Below are 15,870 nucleotides of genomic sequence, written 5' to 3'. Positions count from 1 at the left end.
CGTGGGTCGGGTCGGCCGGGGCCGTCGGGACGGATCGGCGGGCGTGGGTCAGAACATGCCGAGGGCGGCGCCGATGACGGCCTGGGCGGTGGCGCTCAGCTCCTCGCCCTTGGCGTTCGTCGCGGTGATCGAGTACTCCACCCGGAACCGGCCGTCCCGGGTGGAGGCCACGGCGGCCAGGTAGCCGAACCGGGAGCCGGTCTTGGCCCACAGGGTCTCGCCGTTCGGCAGCGGCATGGCGGTCAGCCCGGCGCTGTACCGGGCCGGCCCGCCCTCGACGTCGTCCACCTGCGGGAGGGTGAACATCTCGGTGAGCTGCGGCTCCGGCACCACCCGGCCGGTGAACAGCGCCGTGATGAAGGTGTCCAGGTCGGCGAGGCTGGAGATGACGTCCCCGGAGGCCGGGGTGAAGGTCTGGCTCCAGGTGGTCGCGTCCACCAGCTCGGTCACCCCGCCGCGCACCACGGCCTGGTAGCCGTGCGCGTGCGGGCCGCGGATGCGCGGGTCGTCGCCCGGCGCGTACGTGTCCCGCAGGCCGAGCGGCCGGGCGATCCGCCGGTCCAGCTCAGCCTCGTACGAGTGGCCGGTGACCTTCTCGATCAGCAGGCCGGCGACGATGTAGCCCATGTTGGTGTAGTGCTGCTTCTCTCCGGGCTCGAACCTACGACCGTTGTCCAGCCCACGCCGGACGATCTGTTCCGGGGTCCACCGGTCGTACCGGTGGGCGAGCTGCCACTCGACGCCGCCCGGCATCGTCGGGCTGGGGATGCCGCTGGTGTGGTCGAGCAGCTGGCGGACGGTCACGGTCGGGTAGTCGGCGGGTAGCAGGCCGGGCAGGTACCCCTGCACCGGCCCGTTGAGGTCGACCCGCCCCTCGGCGGCGAGCTGGAGCACCAGGGCGGCGGTGAAGACCTTGGTGGCGCTGCCCACCCGGAACCGCGCGTGCGGCGGCACCGGGGCCTGGGCCCGCAGGTCCCGTACGCCGTTGGTGCCCGTCCAGCAGCCCTCCGGGGTGGTGATCCGCACCTGGGCGCTGGTGGCGTCGGCGCTCGGTAGGCCGGCGATCGCCGCCCGGAGAGGTCCGGGGTCGAGGGTGCCGGGCCGGCAGCCGGCGCCGCCCCGGCCGAGCGCCGCCGTCCCGGTGCCCACGGAGCCGGACGCCACGGAGCCGGACGCCACGGAGCCGGACGCCACGGAGCCGGACGCCACGGAGCCGGACGCCACGGAGCCGGACGCCACGGCGGCGGGGGTCACGGCGGTGGAGCTGGCGGCCACGGAGCCGGCAGCCATGGCGGCGGAGCCGGAGCCGGGGGCGGCGGCGGTGCGCGGGGCGGCGGTGACCGCGCCGGGGGCGGTGACGGCCAGCAGGGCGCCGAGCGCCGTGGCGACGAGGACGGTCCGGCGATTCGTGATCTTCATGCTGTCGAGCCTGCCCGCCGGGAGAGCCCGGGGCATCCGGGACAGTCCCCCGGCGCACCCCGGCCAGCGACTCGGTTGAGCCCCTGGTGTGCCCGGTCGACGGCCGGGGGAGAGACCCTGAGCCGCCCTGGTGGCGCGGCCGGGGGAGAGCCCGTCAGCCGTAGTAGCGGCGCAGCTCGCGGCCGAGCACCTTGCCGGTGGCGTTGCGCGGCAGGTACTTCACGAAGACCACGTCCCGGGGCACGGAGAACCGGGCCAGGTAGTGCCGGACGTACTCGCGGACCGCCTCCGGGTCCAGCGTCTCGCCGGGGTGCAGGGCGAGGAACGCGGCCAGTTGCTGGCCGTACTCCGGGTCCGGCACGCCGATCACGGCAGCCTCCCGGACCTGGGGGAGCCGGGCGATCAGGTCCTCCACCTCGGACGGGAAGACGTTCTCCCCGCCGGAGACGATCATGTCGTCGGCCCGCCCGTCGACGAAGAGGAGCCCGTCGACGCCGACCCGGCCGAGGTCCCCGGTGTCCAGCAGCCCGTCCCGGCTCTCCCGCCCCGCCCCCGAGGTGTAGCCCTCGAACAGCATCTCGTTGCCCACGAAGATCCGGCCGACCTGGCCGTCGGGGACCTGCCGCCCCTGCTCGTCGAGGATCCGTAGCCGGGTGCCGTGCGGCGGCCGGCCGGCGGTGGTGGGGGCCCGTCGTAGGTCGGCGGGGACCGCGATGGCCGCCCAGGAGACCTCGGTGGAGCCGTACAGGTTGTAGAGGACGTCGCCGTAGGCGTCCATGAAACTCGTGGCGAGCCCGCCGGGCAGCGCGGAACCGCTGACCGCGACCACCTTCAGCGGCGGCTTCCGGCCGGGCGGGGGCACCTCCATCAGCCGCTGCACCATCACCGGCACCGCGAACATGGCGTCGCAGCGCTGCGCCGCCAGCGCGTCCAGCGTGGCGGCCGGGTCGAAGCGGCGGTGCAGCACGATGGTCGCCCGCAGGGCGAAGCAGACCTGGAGGGCGGCGTACCCCCAGGTGTGGAACAGCGGCGCGGCGATCAGCACGGTGTGCCGGACGTGCAGCGGGATGCGGTCGATGATGGACACCAGCGGGCCGAATCCGTGCGGGGTGGGTCGGCGGGCCCCCTTGGGCGCGCCGGTGGTGCCGGAGGTGAGCACGATGGTCCGGCCGTCGCGCGGCGGCGGCCGGAGGTCGCCGGGCTGCGCCCACGTGACCAGCTCTTCCAGCCGGGCCTCGTCGACCCGGTGCAGCTCGGCGGGGAGGCCGGGGAGCCGGTCGGCGAACTCGGCGTCGTGCACCAGGACCTTGAGCGACTGCTCCTCGGCGACGGTGGCGAGCTGCGCGGCGGAGAGCCCGGAGTTGACCAGCACCGCGTCCGCGCCGAGCAGGGTGGTGGCGACCATGGCCTCGATCAGCCCGTGGTGGTTGCGGCAGAGTAGCCCGATCCGGTCCCCGGCCTGGACGCCGAGCACGCCGCGTAGCGACTTCGCCAGCCGCTCGGCCCGGTCCAGCAGGTTCCGGTACGTCAGTTCGGCGCCCAGCTCGTCGACGATGGCGGTGCGGCCCGGTTCCCGGGCGGCGGCCTGGCGCAGCTCGCCGGCGAGGCCCCAACCCCACCTGCGCAGCGCGCCGAGCTGGGAGGCGATCCGGGTCGGCCGGCCCGGGGTGAGCAGCCCGCGCCGGGTCAGCGTGGCGACGACGAACGGCAGGTCCATGCACGGCCTCCTTCGGAGGTGCGGGGCCCCGCCTGGGGCTCCTCGCCGGGCGTGTCTGGTCGGTCCTGTGCCGCCGGTGTTGCTGGGGGGCCGGCCACGCCCTGCACGCGGGCCCCTCCGGTACCGGTCCCCACCGCGCCGGCGCCCTCGGCGGAGAGGGCACCGGCGCGGTGGTCGCGCGTGGTGGTGCGAGGCCGCTGCGGCGGCTGGTCAGCGGATGTGCAAGCCGGAGATGGCCCGGGAGATGACCAGCCGCTGGATCTCCGAGGTGCCCTCGAAGATGGTGTAGATCTTCGCGTCCCGGTACCAGCGCTCGACCGGGTGGTCCCGCAGGAAGCCGGCCCCGCCGAGCAACTGGACCGCCTTCTCGGTGACCGACACGGCCACCTCTCCAGCCTTGAGCTTGGACATCGAGCCCTCGCCGGCGGTGAACGGGCGGTTGTTGCGGCCCATCCAGGACGCCCGCCAGACCAGCAGCCGGGCCGCGTCGATCTCCATCCTCATGTCGGCCAGCGCGAACGCGACGGCCTGGTTCTCGATGATCGGCCGACCGAACTGGACCCGGTTCTTCGCGTAGTCGAGGGCGTACTCGTAGGCGGCCCGGGCCACGCCGAGCGCCTGCGCGCCGACGGTTGGCCGGGACAGCTCGAAGGTGCGCATCGCGGCCTGGCCGGAGGCGCGCCGGCCGGAGCGGGCCCGGTCGAGCCGTTCCAGCAGGGCCTCCCGCCCGCCGAGCAGGCAGCGGCCCGGCACCCGGACGTCGTCGAGGAAGACGTCCGCCGTGTGCGAGGCGCGCAGCCCCAGCTTGCGCAGCTTCCGGGTGGCGCTCAACCCGGCGGTGCCCGGCGGTACGACGAACGCGGCCTGGCCGCGTGAGCCGAGCGTCGGGTCGATCGAGGCGGTGACGACGTGCACCCCGGCGATCCCGCCGTTGGTGGCGTACGCCTTCTGCCCGCGCAGCACCCATTCGTCGGTGGCCTCGTCGTAGACGGCCCGGGTGCGCATCGCGCCGACGTCGGAGCCGGCCTCCGGCTCGGTGGTGCAGAACGCCGCGACGGCGGGTGAGTCGACGTCGCCGAAGCACTGCGGGACCCACTCGACGAGCTGGTCGGGGGTGCCCGCGCCGTAGATGGCGGCCACCGCGAGGGAGGTGCCGAAGATGCCCAGGCCGATGCCGGCGTCGCCCCAGAAGAGCTCTTCGCTGGCGATCGGGAGGGACAGGCCGGTGGGGTCGGCCCAGCAGGTGGCGAGGAACTCGAAGCCGTACAGGCCGACTTTCGCCGCCTCCTGGATGACGGGCCAGGGGGTCTCTTCCCGTTCGTCCCACTCGGCGGCGGCCGGGCGCACGACCTCGGCGGCGAAGCCGTGCACCCAGTCCCGCAGGTCCCGCTGTTCCTCGTTCAGGTCGAGCGAGAACTCGGCCATGTCAGCCCTTGGGGATGTCGAACAGGTTGGCGATGTTGGCGGCCAGGCCCAGGTCGCCCTTGGCCTTCAGCTTGCCCGTCATGAACATCATGACGGGGTTGGCCCCGCCGGAGACGATCTTCAGGAACTCGACCGGTCCCATGGTGAGGCTCAGCTTCGGGTCGTGCTGCGGGGTCTCGTTGACCACGCAGGCGCCGTCGGCGATGGCGATCTCGTACGTGTCGGTGCCACCGTCGGGGCGGCCGGTGATGTTCCAGTGGATCACCGCGTTGGTGGTGCCGGCCCGGTCGGCGCGGAACAGCGAGGGCATCCGGCCGAAGACCTCGCTCAGGACCTTGCCGCGCAGGTCGCCGGACATCACCTCGGCGATCTTGTCGTCAGGGGTGGACTTGACCAGTTGGGCGAACTCCTTCGGGCCGTAGTTGGCGAAGTTGGCCGGGTCGAAGTCGGTCATGGGAGATGCACCTCTCGGACGGCGAAGATGGTTACCGAAGTATGGTTACTCAAGCGTAACCTTACGCACGAGTAGGTATGCTCGCAAGGTGTCCAGCACCCCCACGTTCAAGCGCCTGCCCCGGGCCGTACGCGAGCAGCAGATGCTCGACGCGGCCGTCCGGGTCTTCTCCCGGCGCGGCTTCCACGCGGCCAGCATGGACGAGATCGCCGAGGCCGCCGGCATCTCCAAGCCCATGGTCTACGCGTACCTCGGCACCAAGGAGGAGCTCTTCGTCGCCTGCCTGCACCGCGAGGGCACCCGGATGACGGAGGCGATCGCCGGTGCCGCCGCCCCTGACCTGGACGCCGACGAGCGGCTCTGGCGCGGGCTGCGCGCGTTCTTCGGCTTCGTCGGGGCGTACCGGGACGGCTGGGCGGTGCTCTACCGGCAGGCCCGGGGCTCGCAGCCGTTCGCCGGGGAACTGGCCGCCATGCGGGCCCGGCTCGTGGAGGTGGTCGCCGGGATGCTCGACCACGCGCTGCGCGCCCGGGGGCGCGAGGTGAGCGCAACGGACCTGGAGGTCGTCGCGTACGCCCTGGTCGGCGCGAGCGAGTCGCTCGCCGACTGGCTCGCCGACCACCCGGAGGCCGACCCGGAGAAGACCGCCACCCGGATGATGAACGTCGCCTGGCTCGGCGCCGACCAACTCCTGCGCGGCAGCACCTGGCGTCCGCCCCAGCAGTAGCCCGGCGGGCGGCTTTTCGGTGGCCGAGTTCCGCCCGTCCAGAGTGCGAGTTTGTTATTCGACGGAACTGGGCCGTGTTTCAGAAAGTGGAGATCGTCTGATCCCGCCTCGGCGTGTCGGTGATCGACAGGCGGCGAGGACGACCTGACCGAGGCTCGGTGGGCGGCGATTGAGCCGTGACGTCCTTCAATGTACCGGGACCGTCGCGCCCGGTATCGTCATCCATGATGATGATGGCCGTCGAGGCCCGTTCGGTACCTCTTGCATCGCTCTGACAACACGTGACGACGGCGTCTGACATGGGGGATGAATGGAAGACCAGCGTGCTGCCGCCGAGTCGATTCAGGACGGCATGGCCGCCGAGAGATTCGCCGAACAGTTGCGAACACTGCGAACCGGCGTGGGCAACCCGTCATTCCGGAAGATGGCTGGGCGGTCGGGCCGCATCTCGCACACGACGCTGCACGAGGCTGCCGCCGGGACCAGGTTTCCCTCGTGGGAGACCACGCGCGAGTTCGTCCGGGCTTGCGAGGCGGACGAGGTCCAGTGGCGGCGCCGATGGGAGGACGCGCAGAGCCCGGGGGCGGGACACTCCGTCCCGGACGGCGACCTGATGCCGGTCAGCACCGATTCCTCGGCCGCGGTCGAAACTCGGGGCACCCTGGACACGATGACGTCCGGCGTCGTGGCCGCCGAGACGTCCCACGCCGTGGACATTCCGGCGGCCGGTAGGCCCGCCGTGCCCGGCGTCGCCGCGTCTTCGGACCTCGTGCCGGTGGGCCAACGCGCGCTGCGGGCCGCAGAGCATCCGTCAGCGGCGGAGGACGAGGTCACGGGCGCGCGACGACACCGGTTGCGGTGGCTCGCCGTCGTCGTGGCGGTGGCGGTGGTCGCGGTCCTGGGCGTCACCGTCCGCAGCCTGTCGTCCCCGGACGGCTCGGGCGCCGTGGCGGCGTCGCCGTCATCGGCAGCGTTCTCGGACGCGTTGATTCCCGGGGACTCCAGCCAGTTCGTCGCCGACGTCACCATTCCCGACGGTACGCGGGTGAAGGTGAACGCCCACTTCGTGAAGGTGTGGGCGCTCGCGAACGTGGGATCGGTCGCTTGGCACAACCGCTTCCTGGCGCGGATGAACCCCACCGGTGACGATGACGGTTGCCAGGTGCCGGATCGGGTGGCGATCGGCGACACGCCGCCCGGCGAGCAGGTGATGATCAGCGTTCCGGTCACCGCCCCGAGCCGCCCCGGGAAGTGCTGGGTCGGCTGGAAGATAGTAGACGAGCACGGGCAGGCCTACTTTCCCACCCGCCGGCCGATCTACTTCATGGTCAACGTCACCGCCTGACTGCGGCTGGCGGCAACCGCGGTCAGGCCCGCCGAGCCGCCGACCCGGTCGATTTCCTGCGTTCCGGCTCGCCCCGACCGGTGTCAGAGTGCGCATGTTCGATGTAAGTCCCTGGCGGCACCCAAGCTGACAACACTGAATTCGCCGAGGTCGATGACGTACCCGCGGATCTGACAGGACAGCGGGGGTACCGAACAGCAGATTCCTTCTCGCAGAGTGATGTTCGTTCCGAACGCGACTCACTACCTACGAGGAGGATCGACCATGCGCCTTCCCTGGTTAGCCGTCGGGCTCGCCGCCCTCTGCGTGGCCAGCGGCGTTCCGGCCCATGCGCGGGCCGCGACATCCGGCGCCACAGCGCAGCGGACCGTCACCACGGCCGGGCGGCCTGTCGTGGACATGGAGGCCACCGTCCTGGCCGCCCAGATCGACCCCCGTCGTGCCGACGACACACTGACGCCGGGCGCGAAGAGTTCCGTGCTCGCCGTCGAGAAGGCGCTCCAAGCCCAGAACCTGCTGAACGCGCAGTGGGTCGACGGCTACTTCGGCACCGAGACCATCTCGGCGTACGCGGCCTACCAGCGCTCGCTCGGCTACACCGGCCTGGCCGCGAACGGGCTGCCCGGCACGACGTCGCTGACGAAGCTCGGGCAGAACCGGTACACCGTCGGCAACACGATCGGCCCGGGCACGAGGGTCCAGCGAGACGGGTACGTCGTCGACGCCCGTACCCAGGCGATGCTGGCCGAGGCGCAGCGTCTGCTCGGTCACACCCTGGTGCTCGAGCAGGGCTCGTACAACGTCGGGGGCGACCCGACCTCGGCCGGTACGCACGACGGCGGGGGCGTGGTGGACATCGCGGTCACCGGCATGACCGCGGCCACGCGCACCGCCGTCGTCCGGGCTCTACGCCAGGTCGGCTTCGCAGCCTGGGTCCGTAACCCGAGTCAGGGTGACTGGCCGTGGCACATCCACGCCGTGGCGATCAACGACACGGACCTGTCCAGCCAGGCGCAGCACCAGGCCGGCGACTACTACCTCGGCATGAACGGCCTGGCCAACCGTGGCCCGGACGACGGCCCCCGGATCCCGATCAGAACCTGGGAGCAGTACCAGCGCGGGCAGTGACCCGCATCCGACCCGATCCACCAACCATCGCTCACCGTCCAGGAGAGGACACCATGAACATCCGCAAGAGTCTCGCCGTCGTCGGCGCCGCGCTCGCCATGACCACCTCCATCCTCAGCGTCGCCTCGCCGGCGTCGGCGGCGGCCCGGGACGGGGTCTGTGACAGCGGCGAGTTCTGCTACTACTACAACAGCGACCAGGCTGGTTCGATCTCGGACTTCACTGATTCGCTCGGGGACTACGGCACGACCCAGCCGTCGTGCTACGAGTTCAAGGGTGCGGGCAACGGGCAGGGCGTGTGCGTGAAGAACAACGCCGCGTCGGTGTGGAACCGTACGGGCAAGACGGTGCGGGTCTACTTCAACAGCAACTTCGCCGGTGCGAGCCAGGACTTCGCGGCCGGGGCGGAGGGCAACCTCAACGCCACGCTGAAGAACAACAACGCCTCGCACGACATCGGCGGCTCCGACGGCGGCACCTACCCGGCCGACCCGCGCGCGGCCGAGGCTGTCGCGTTCGCGAGGGCCCGGCTCGGGCACACCGACTGGAACAACCAGTGCGAGCTGTTCGTCGAGCGGGCGTTCGGCACCAGCGGCCGGTTCGCCACGGCGCTCACGCACTACAACTGGCAGAAGAGCAACGGGCGTATCCACACCGGCTCGGTGCCGCCTGCCGGAGCGGCGGTGTTCTTCACGTCCACCACGTATGCCGGGCACGTCATGCTCTCGATCGGCGGCAACAGCGCCATCAGCACCGGACCGAGCGTCTACCAGACCAACTCGTTCCGGTCGCGGTCGGACTACCTGGGCTGGGCCTACGTCCCGAGCGGCTGGTGACCCGGCATGCGCTCGCACGTGCACCTGAGCAGCGCCCAGGCCAACTTCCAGCACATGCTCCACGTCTGATCGGCGGCGACGAATGACCATCCTGAGAAGAGTTCCGGGCATTCTGGCCGTCCTGGTGGTGGTGCTCGCCGGCATCGCGGTGGCACCGGGCGCGGCGTCCGCCGCCGGCCGCGACGGGGCCTGTGACAGCGGCGAGTTCTGCTACTACTACAACAGCGACCAGGCTGGTTCGATCTCGGACTTCACTGATTCGCTCGGGGACTACGGCACGACCCAGCCGTCGTGCTACGAGTTCAAGGGTGCGGGCAACGGGCAGGGCGTGTGCGTGAAGAACAACGCCGCGTCGGTGTGGAACCGTACGGGCAAGACGGTGCGGGTCTACTTCAACAGCAACTTCGCCGGTGCGAGCCAGGACTTCGCGGCCGGGGCGGAGGGCAACCTCAACGCCACGCTGAAGAACAACAACGCCTCGCACGAGCTGCTGGGCACGGGCGGGCCGACGGGCTGCACCACCGACGGCACCAACAGCACGCTGCCGAGCACCATCCTCGTCTACCGGGTGGGTCTCGGGCGAGTCGACCGGGTCGACTTCAAGACGTACGTCAAGAACGTCCTCCCGAACGAGTGGGTGACGAGCTGGCCGAACGCCTCGCTGCAGGCCGGTGCCGTAGCCGTCAAGAGCTACGGCTGGTACTGGGCGCTGCACTCGACCCGGAAGACCCCCGGCGGACAGTGCTACGACGTCCGTGACGACACCGCCGACCAGGTCTACCGGCCGTCGTCGGCGCAGGCGTCGACGTCCTCCGCGGTGGACAGCACCTGGTCGACCCGGATGACCCGGAGCGGCAACATCCTGCGGGCGCACTACTGCGCGACCACGACCGCGTGCGGTGGCTGGGTGACCGGGGACTGGATGTCGCAGTACGGCTCGCGTGATCTCGCGAACGCGGGCAACAACTACCAGGCGATTCTGCACTACTACTACAGCAACGTGGTTGTCTCCTGACGTCACGCGCGAACCGCGCCGCCCGCCGCAGATCCGCGACGGGCGGCGCGCTCGTGGCTGCGGCCCGTTACGGCGCCACCCGTGCTCGGCCGGCTGACCCACGTCAGCCGACCGTCACCACCGGGCCACCGTTGTCGTTCAACTCCGGCCGGCGGCGCGGCGGTGGGCGCGGCGCCGCAGCTGGCGGATCGCCTCCAGCAGCCCGGTGATCGCGAACGACAGCCCGACGCCCGCCAGCACACCCGCGACGGGATTCCGTTCGAAGGCCAGCCCGCCGAAGTAGCCGAGCAGCCCGCAGTAGACCGCCCAGGAGCCGGCGGCCAGGGCGTCGAAGAGCAGGAACGACCGCAGCGGGTACCGCACGGCGCCCATCGTCAGGGTCACGGCCGTGCGCCCGCCGGGCACGTACCGGGCGGTCATGAGGATGACGCCGCCGCGCCGGTCCACCGCCCGGCGGGCCCACTCCGATCCGCTCCGTCGGCGGCTCTCCGCAGGCAGCCGGGCCAGCCGGTGCGCGCCGCCGCCCCGGCCGATGGCGTACGACAGGTTGTCGCCGGCCAGCGCGCCGACCGCCGCCACCACGATCACGGCGGTCAGGTCGGGTTGCCCGCTCGCCGCGAAGACCCCGGCGGTGACCACGACCGTCTCGCCGGGGACCGCCGGGAAGACGGCATCCACTGCGGTGACCAGGAAGATCACCAGATAGACCCACGGCGAGGTGACCGTGTCGTGGAGCAGGTCGAGCACCGACTGCATGCCCTTCATGCTCTGCCGCCGCACCGTCAGGAAGGGGCCCTTCCTATACAAAAGGCGTCAACAAGGTGCCCTTCCTTACCGCCTTTCCCTCGGCGGTGGGCGAGTGGGAGGTGAGCACCACCGGCACGCCGAGCGCCTCCTGCACCGCCGAGGGCCAGTCGGCCGGCGGGCCGTCGTCGTACACCGGGCGGGCCGCCAGCAGGCGGGCGGTGAGCGCGGCCTGGCGGTCCAGGTCGCCGGGCGGGCCGGGCTCCAGCCGGTCGGCGATGTCGTAGCGGCGGCAGATCCGCAGCCCCCGGTCCGCCAGGTCGAGGTGGGTGAGCGCGAGGCCGTCGACCCCGCCGGCCACCGCCAGGGCGTACCGGTGGGCGACCGCGTCGAAGTGGCCGAACCGGAACCGACCCTGCCACGGGTTGGTCGGGTTGCGCGGGTCGGCCAGCGGCAGCGCCGGATCCTCGGTGACCAGTGGACCGGGGCCGTGCCGGGTGGTGGCGATGCGCAGCACGCCCAGCCGCTCGGCCCCGCCGGGCTGACCCGCCTCGGCGAGCAGGGCGTCGGCGTTGGCGAACGTGGTGGTGCTCCACGTCGTGTACGGGTGGAAGCCGTGCCACTCGTCGAGCAGCACCCCCTGCGCCCCCTCGAAGACGCAGGTCCCGGCGCGCAGCACCCCGGCCAGGTACGCCCGGTCGACGATCGCCACCCGTTCGGCGAACCCGGTGAACGCGGGCAGGCAGTCCTCCACCGGTGGGGCGTCGAGCGGGCCGAGTTCGGCGGTCAGCCGGTCCCGCAGCGCGGCGAGCCGTCGGCGCAGCACGGCCGGGGCGCGGCAGTCCGCCACCCGTGGCGCGGAGTCGGGGTGGGCGAGGCCGTACGCGACGGTCTCGCCCACCCCCAGCCCGCAGGAGCCGTGCCGGTCGGCTCCCCGGGCCAGCTCCCGGGCCCGGTTCGCGGCCCGGTGGTACGGGGTCGCCAGCAGCGCCTCCCCGTCGACCGTGAGCCGGTCGAGCGCGTCGGGCACCCCCACCGAGGCGAGGTGGTCGGCCTCGGCGGCCAGGGCCAGCGGGTCCACCACCACGTGCCGCGCCAGGTGGGTCCGCACCCCGGGGCGGAACGTTCCCGCCCCGAACTGCGCGAACGTGTGGTGCCGGCCGTCGCGCAGGACGACGTTGTGCGCCGCCTGCGCGCCCCCGTTGAAGCGGACCACCGTGTGGACCGGCCGCGTCTCGCACAGCCAGTCCACGACGGTGCCCTTGCCGGCGTCGCCGTAGCCGAGGTCAACCACCGCCACGTGGTTCACAGCCGGGTGACCCCCCGGGTCGACGGCGGCGCCGACGGGGCCGGCAACGCGCACACCTGGTCCCGCGCGCCGCCGCGGAGCCGGGCCAGCGCCTTGGACACCGTGCCGGTGGCCGTCGAGCCGGCCCGCTTCAGGTCAGCCAGGCCCTGGTCCAGGTCGACGGCCTGCTCGCCGAGGCCGACGGTCAGCGCGATGGTCTCGCAGACGGCGTCCAGGTCGTCCAGCACGACGGCGTTCTGCCCCAGCAGGTCGCGCCAGAAGTCCAGCACCTTGGCGTTGCCGGCGTAGTGACTGCCGGCGGGGAGCAGGTAGTACGTGTCCCAGCACCGGGTCACCTCGTCGACGATCTGCCGCAGCGGCACATCCTCGCCCAGGTCGTCGCCGATCAGGCGGCTCACCTGCCGCCGGTCGACTCTGGGGTAGGCCAGCTCGTCGCCGATGACGAACAGGTAGCCGCGCCGGCCCCGCTTCTCCCAGCAGTCGGTCACCGTGTGCCGGGCCATGTAGTACATGGCCAACTCGTACGACTCCGTCATCTGGCCGCCACCGCCGCCCTCCAGCACGATCCGGCCGAGGTCGTCGTCCATCCGGTTGTCCGACTCGAACTGGCCGATCTGCAACGGCACCCGGTCGCAGGTGGCGTCACCGATCGCGCCGAACATGATCTGCGGGTCGCGGGCGTACCCCTGGCGCAGCAGCAGCCCGAGCAGCTGCGGCAGCTTGGTCTGGAGGGTGCGCGGGACGTGCCCCATCGAGCCGGTCACGTCGAACAGCACCGAGATGGCCGTCGACTGCGGGTGCTCGACCGAGTCGCGGCTCTCCCGCATCGCACCGCGCGGGTCGAGGGCGGGGTGCACGGTGCGCGCCCCGCTGTCGCTGTAGGAGAACGCGCTCTTGCCGGTGGTCCGGCGGTACCGGTCGGCGGCGTCGTACACGTCGGTGGACCACATTCCACTGCCCATGGCAGCCTCCTTAGGGGGTGAGGGTGAAGGGTCGGAAGGTGCGCGGCCCGTAGAGCCGCTCCAGCACCTCGTCCAGCTCGCCGAGCAGTCGCCAGGCGTCGTCGGGCCGGGAGTTCAGGGCCGGGCGGCGGCAGCCGTCGGCGAAGGCCCGCAGCTCGCGCGGGGCGCGGTCGCCCATCAGCCACGTCATGCAGCGGGCGGCCATCGCCAGGTCGGTGCCCGGCCCGCAGGGCCGCTTCGCGGCGACCTCGGGCGGGTACCAGTCCTCGTGGCCGGGCACCAGCGCCGGGACCGCGCCCTCGCCGACCACCGAGAAGCACCAGTCCACGAGCACCACGCCGTGCCCGTCGGGATCGATCAGCACGTGCCGGGGCAGCACCGCGCCGTGCACCACGCCGGCCCGGTGGGCCAGGCCGAGGGCGACCAGTAGCCGCCGCCACATCCAGGCCGCGTCCCGGGCGTCCAGCCCGTCCGGGTACGCCCGGCGCACCTCGTCCAGGCTGTGCAGGCCGGGCGCGGTGGCCAGCACGCTGATCTGCCGCTGCGCGCCGGTCGCCGCGTCCCGGTGCCGGAAGGAGTCGACGAGCCGGGGCACGTACGGCAGGTAGCGCGGGTCGCCCCGTTCCGCGACGGTGCGCAGCGCGTGCGCCTCGCGGGCCATCAGGTCGTTGTCGGTGGGGTTACGGGGCAACTTGAGCAGCTGGTCCGCCGCGACGTCGTACAGGTCGGCCAGGTCGCCGGTGTGGGCGAGCGGGCCGAGCCGGTACGCCCCGAGGACGAACACCTGGCTGGCCCGCCAGCGGGTGGTGACCCGCACGAACGCGTCGGTGGCCTCGGCGCGTACCGCCTCGTCGAGCGCGCCCAGCCGATCGGGGTGCAGGGCCGCGACCAGTTCGCGGTACCGGTGTGCCGGCGCGTCGGCGCCGAACAGGTCGGCGTCGGTGCGGGCCGTCGCGACCAGCCGGATGGCCTCGTCGGTCCTCATCGCACCGTCTCCTCCCGGGCCGGGCGCAGCAGCGCCGGGTGCAGCAACCGGGCGTCGCCGGCGCGGTAGAGCTTGGCGCGCGGGCCGCCGCGGGTGCCGCCGCGCTCGGTGCTGGCGCCGGTGCTCTCCACGAAGCCCGGCACGGAGAGCACCTTGCGGTGGAAGTTGCCCGGGTGCAGCGGGTGCCCCCAGACCGTTTCGTAGACGGCGCGCAGCTCGGTGACGGTGAACTCGGCGTCCAGGAAGCGGGTGGCCAGCGGGGTGTACTCCAGCTTGGACCGCGCCCGCTCCAGCCCGTCCTCGATGACCCGAGCGTGGTCGAAGGCGAGCTGCCGGCTGGCCAGCGCGCTGACCGGCAGCCAGAGCGCCTCGTCGACGTCGCTGCCGGCGGCCGGGTTCGGCAGGTCGGGGGCGAACGCGAGGTGGGCCACCGAGACGACCCGCATCCGGGGGTCCCGGTCGGGGGCGCCGTAGCTGGCGAGCTGCTCCAGGTGGATCCGGTGCAGCCGCTCGCCGCCGAGCCCGGTCTCCTCGGTCAGCTCGCGGCGGGCCCCGGCGGTCAGGTCCTCGTCGGGTTGGACGAAGCCGCCGGGCAGCGCCCAGTGGCCCTCGAAGGGCGGCGCGCCCCGGCGGACGAGCAGCAGGTGCAGCGTGCCCTCGCGAATGGTCAGCGCGACCACGTCCACGGTCACGGCGACGGCCGGATGGTCCCGCGGGTCGTAGGCGGCAAGGAACTCCTGCTCGTTCACGTCTTCTCTCTCATTCTGAGAATAACTCGATGTGAGAACAACCTAGCCCACGAAAGAGTGAACAGCAAGCCCCCGGCTCGGCCGGGGTGGACGGTCAGCGGACGGCGCCCGCCAGGTGCGGGCGGCCGGTACGCGCGTCGTGCAGCGCGAACGCCCAGGCCGCGCCGTCGGCGGTGGCGCTGAGGGCCACCGTGGACGGCAGCGGCACCGGCAGCTTGAACGCCACGTCGACCGTGTACGCGTCCGGCAGCCGGCTCTCCAGGGCGGCCAGGCAGCGCGCCTTGCTCCACATGCCGTGCGCGATCGGGCGCGGGAAGCCGAACAGCCGCGCCCCGAGCCGGGAGGTGTGGATCGGGTTGTGGTCGCCGGAGACCCGGGCGTAGTCGGTGCCCACCCGGGGCGTCACCCGCCAGTGCGCGGTGGCGGCCGGCGCCGGGGGCCGCTCGCCCCGGTCGCGCCGCTCGCCGCCGCCGGCCGTGCGCTCCCTGCCGAGGTACGTCGAGACGCCCCGCCACACCTCCTCCCCGCCGACCGACCCGACGAGCACCACGTCGACCTGCCGGCCCCGGTCGTGCGGGCGCAGATCCTCGGCGTACGCCCGGAAGCCCAGCGTCTCGCCGGACCCGACGGGCCGGTGCACGGTGATCCGGTTGGCCACGTGCACCAGGCCGACCAGCGGCATCGGGAACTCCGGAGCGGTCATCAGCCGCAGCGCCAGCGGGAAGCCCATGACGTGCGGGTACGTCGCCGGCAGCCGGTCGGTCAGCCGGAACCCGCAGACCCGGTCGTAGTCGGCCAGGTGCGCCCGGTCGACGGAGACCCCGGCAACGGTCAGCTCGACCCCGGACAGCACGTCGCCGCGCCGGCGGCCGGCCCCGGGCAGGGCCCCGAGCAGGGCACGCCGGTACAGCGGACCGGCCTGCGGCAACCGGGGTAGCTCCATGATCGCCCGGTCGCCCCGGTCGCCCCGGTCGCCCCGGTCGCCCCGGTCGCCCCGGTCGCCCCGGTCGCCCCGGTCGCCCCGGTCGCCCCGGTCGCCCCGGTCGCCCCGGTCG

At 72.8% G+C, this 15,870-nt stretch carries 15 protein-coding genes and 1 pseudogene; 5 read left to right on the top strand and 11 right to left on the bottom strand.

Features of this window, described 5'->3' with window-relative positions:
* Positions 1-48: 48 nt before the first annotated feature.
* The 5 genes and pseudogenes from ACFYZF_RS08220 to ACFYZF_RS08200 all read right to left on the bottom strand — a co-directional run bounded on the left by ACFYZF_RS08220 (position 49) and on the right by ACFYZF_RS08200 (position 5,015).
* Entirely contained in the window at positions 49-1,290 is a 1,242-nt protein-coding gene (locus ACFYZF_RS08220; protein WP_387018349.1) for a serine hydrolase, read from the bottom strand.
* Positions 1,187-1,477, bottom strand: a pseudogene (locus ACFYZF_RS08215) (hypothetical protein); the annotation flags it as partial. The pseudogene ACFYZF_RS08215 and the gene ACFYZF_RS08220, both read right to left, overlap by 104 nt.
* Positions 1,478-1,573: 96 nt before the next feature.
* Positions 1,574-3,136: an AMP-binding protein gene (locus tag ACFYZF_RS08210; RefSeq protein ID WP_387017213.1), complete on the bottom strand. Its 1,563-nt coding sequence runs from the start codon at positions 3,134-3,136 to the stop codon at positions 1,574-1,576.
* Positions 3,137-3,346: 210 nt separating this feature from the next.
* Positions 3,347-4,561: an acyl-CoA dehydrogenase family protein gene (locus ACFYZF_RS08205; protein WP_387017211.1), complete on the bottom strand. Its 1,215-nt coding sequence runs from the start codon at positions 4,559-4,561 to the stop codon at positions 3,347-3,349.
* Between the two features lies 1 nt (position 4,562).
* Positions 4,563-5,015, bottom strand: a complete 453-nt coding sequence (locus tag ACFYZF_RS08200; RefSeq protein WP_387017210.1) for an SCP2 sterol-binding domain-containing protein — start codon at positions 5,013-5,015, stop codon at positions 4,563-4,565.
* Positions 5,016-5,103: 88 nt separating this feature from the next.
* Here ACFYZF_RS08200 and ACFYZF_RS08195 point away from each other — a divergent pair, with 88 nt between their 5' ends.
* From ACFYZF_RS08195 to ACFYZF_RS08175, 5 genes are all read left to right on the top strand, one after another.
* Entirely contained in the window at positions 5,104-5,742 is a 639-nt protein-coding gene (locus tag ACFYZF_RS08195; protein ID WP_387017208.1) for a TetR/AcrR family transcriptional regulator, read from the top strand.
* Positions 5,743-6,052: 310 nt separating this feature from the next.
* Positions 6,053-7,087: an NBR1-Ig-like domain-containing protein gene (locus ACFYZF_RS08190; protein ID WP_387017206.1), complete on the top strand. Its 1,035-nt coding sequence runs from the start codon at positions 6,053-6,055 to the stop codon at positions 7,085-7,087.
* Between the two features lie 264 nt (positions 7,088-7,351).
* On the top strand, positions 7,352-8,215 hold the full coding sequence (locus ACFYZF_RS08185; protein WP_387017204.1) for a peptidoglycan-binding protein: 864 nt from the start codon (positions 7,352-7,354) through the stop codon (positions 8,213-8,215).
* Positions 8,216-8,268: 53 nt separating this feature from the next.
* Entirely contained in the window at positions 8,269-9,051 is a 783-nt protein-coding gene (locus tag ACFYZF_RS08180) for a peptidase inhibitor family I36 protein (RefSeq protein ID WP_387017203.1), read from the top strand.
* 82 nt (positions 9,052-9,133) lie between these two features.
* A complete protein-coding gene (locus ACFYZF_RS08175; RefSeq protein ID WP_387017201.1) occupies positions 9,134-10,066 on the top strand; it encodes a SpoIID/LytB domain-containing protein in 933 nt (310 codons plus the stop codon).
* Between the two features lie 138 nt (positions 10,067-10,204).
* On the opposite strand, the gene ACFYZF_RS08170 is transcribed toward ACFYZF_RS08175, so the two are convergent.
* The 6 genes from ACFYZF_RS08170 to ACFYZF_RS08145 all read right to left on the bottom strand — a co-directional run bounded on the left by ACFYZF_RS08170 (position 10,205) and on the right by ACFYZF_RS08145 (position 15,758).
* Entirely contained in the window at positions 10,205-10,822 is a 618-nt protein-coding gene (locus ACFYZF_RS08170; protein ID WP_350880531.1) for a DedA family protein, read from the bottom strand.
* A 43-nt stretch (positions 10,823-10,865) separates the two neighbouring features.
* The gene (locus ACFYZF_RS08165) at positions 10,866-12,119 is read right to left on the bottom strand and encodes an adenylosuccinate synthetase (protein WP_387017199.1); all 1,254 of its coding nucleotides are present in this window, start codon (positions 12,117-12,119) and stop codon (positions 10,866-10,868) included.
* The gene (locus ACFYZF_RS08160; protein WP_387017197.1) at positions 12,116-13,081 is read right to left on the bottom strand and encodes a hypothetical protein; all 966 of its coding nucleotides are present in this window, start codon (positions 13,079-13,081) and stop codon (positions 12,116-12,118) included. The genes ACFYZF_RS08165 and ACFYZF_RS08160 overlap by 4 nt, the downstream gene beginning before the upstream one ends.
* Positions 13,082-13,091: 10 nt before the next feature.
* Positions 13,092-14,066 carry a serine/threonine protein kinase gene (locus ACFYZF_RS08155; RefSeq protein WP_387017195.1) on the bottom strand — a complete coding sequence of 325 codons (975 nt, stop codon included), beginning with the start codon at positions 14,064-14,066 and terminating at the stop codon, positions 13,092-13,094.
* Positions 14,063-14,815: an NUDIX domain-containing protein gene (locus ACFYZF_RS08150; RefSeq protein ID WP_387017193.1), complete on the bottom strand. Its 753-nt coding sequence runs from the start codon at positions 14,813-14,815 to the stop codon at positions 14,063-14,065. Before ACFYZF_RS08150 ends, ACFYZF_RS08155 begins: the two co-directional genes overlap by 4 nt.
* Positions 14,816-14,909: 94 nt before the next feature.
* Positions 14,910-15,758 (bottom strand): MaoC/PaaZ C-terminal domain-containing protein, encoded by an 849-nt coding sequence (locus tag ACFYZF_RS08145; protein ID WP_387018346.1) that lies wholly within the window; start codon positions 15,756-15,758, stop codon positions 14,910-14,912.
* Positions 15,759-15,870 lie beyond the last annotated feature (112 nt).

Origin of the sequence: Micromonospora sp. NPDC001898 (assembly GCF_042891255.1) — a bacterium.
Classification (GTDB): Bacteria; Actinomycetota; Actinomycetes; order Mycobacteriales; family Micromonosporaceae; genus Micromonospora.
This window is presented reverse-complemented; position numbering and strand designations above follow the sequence as displayed.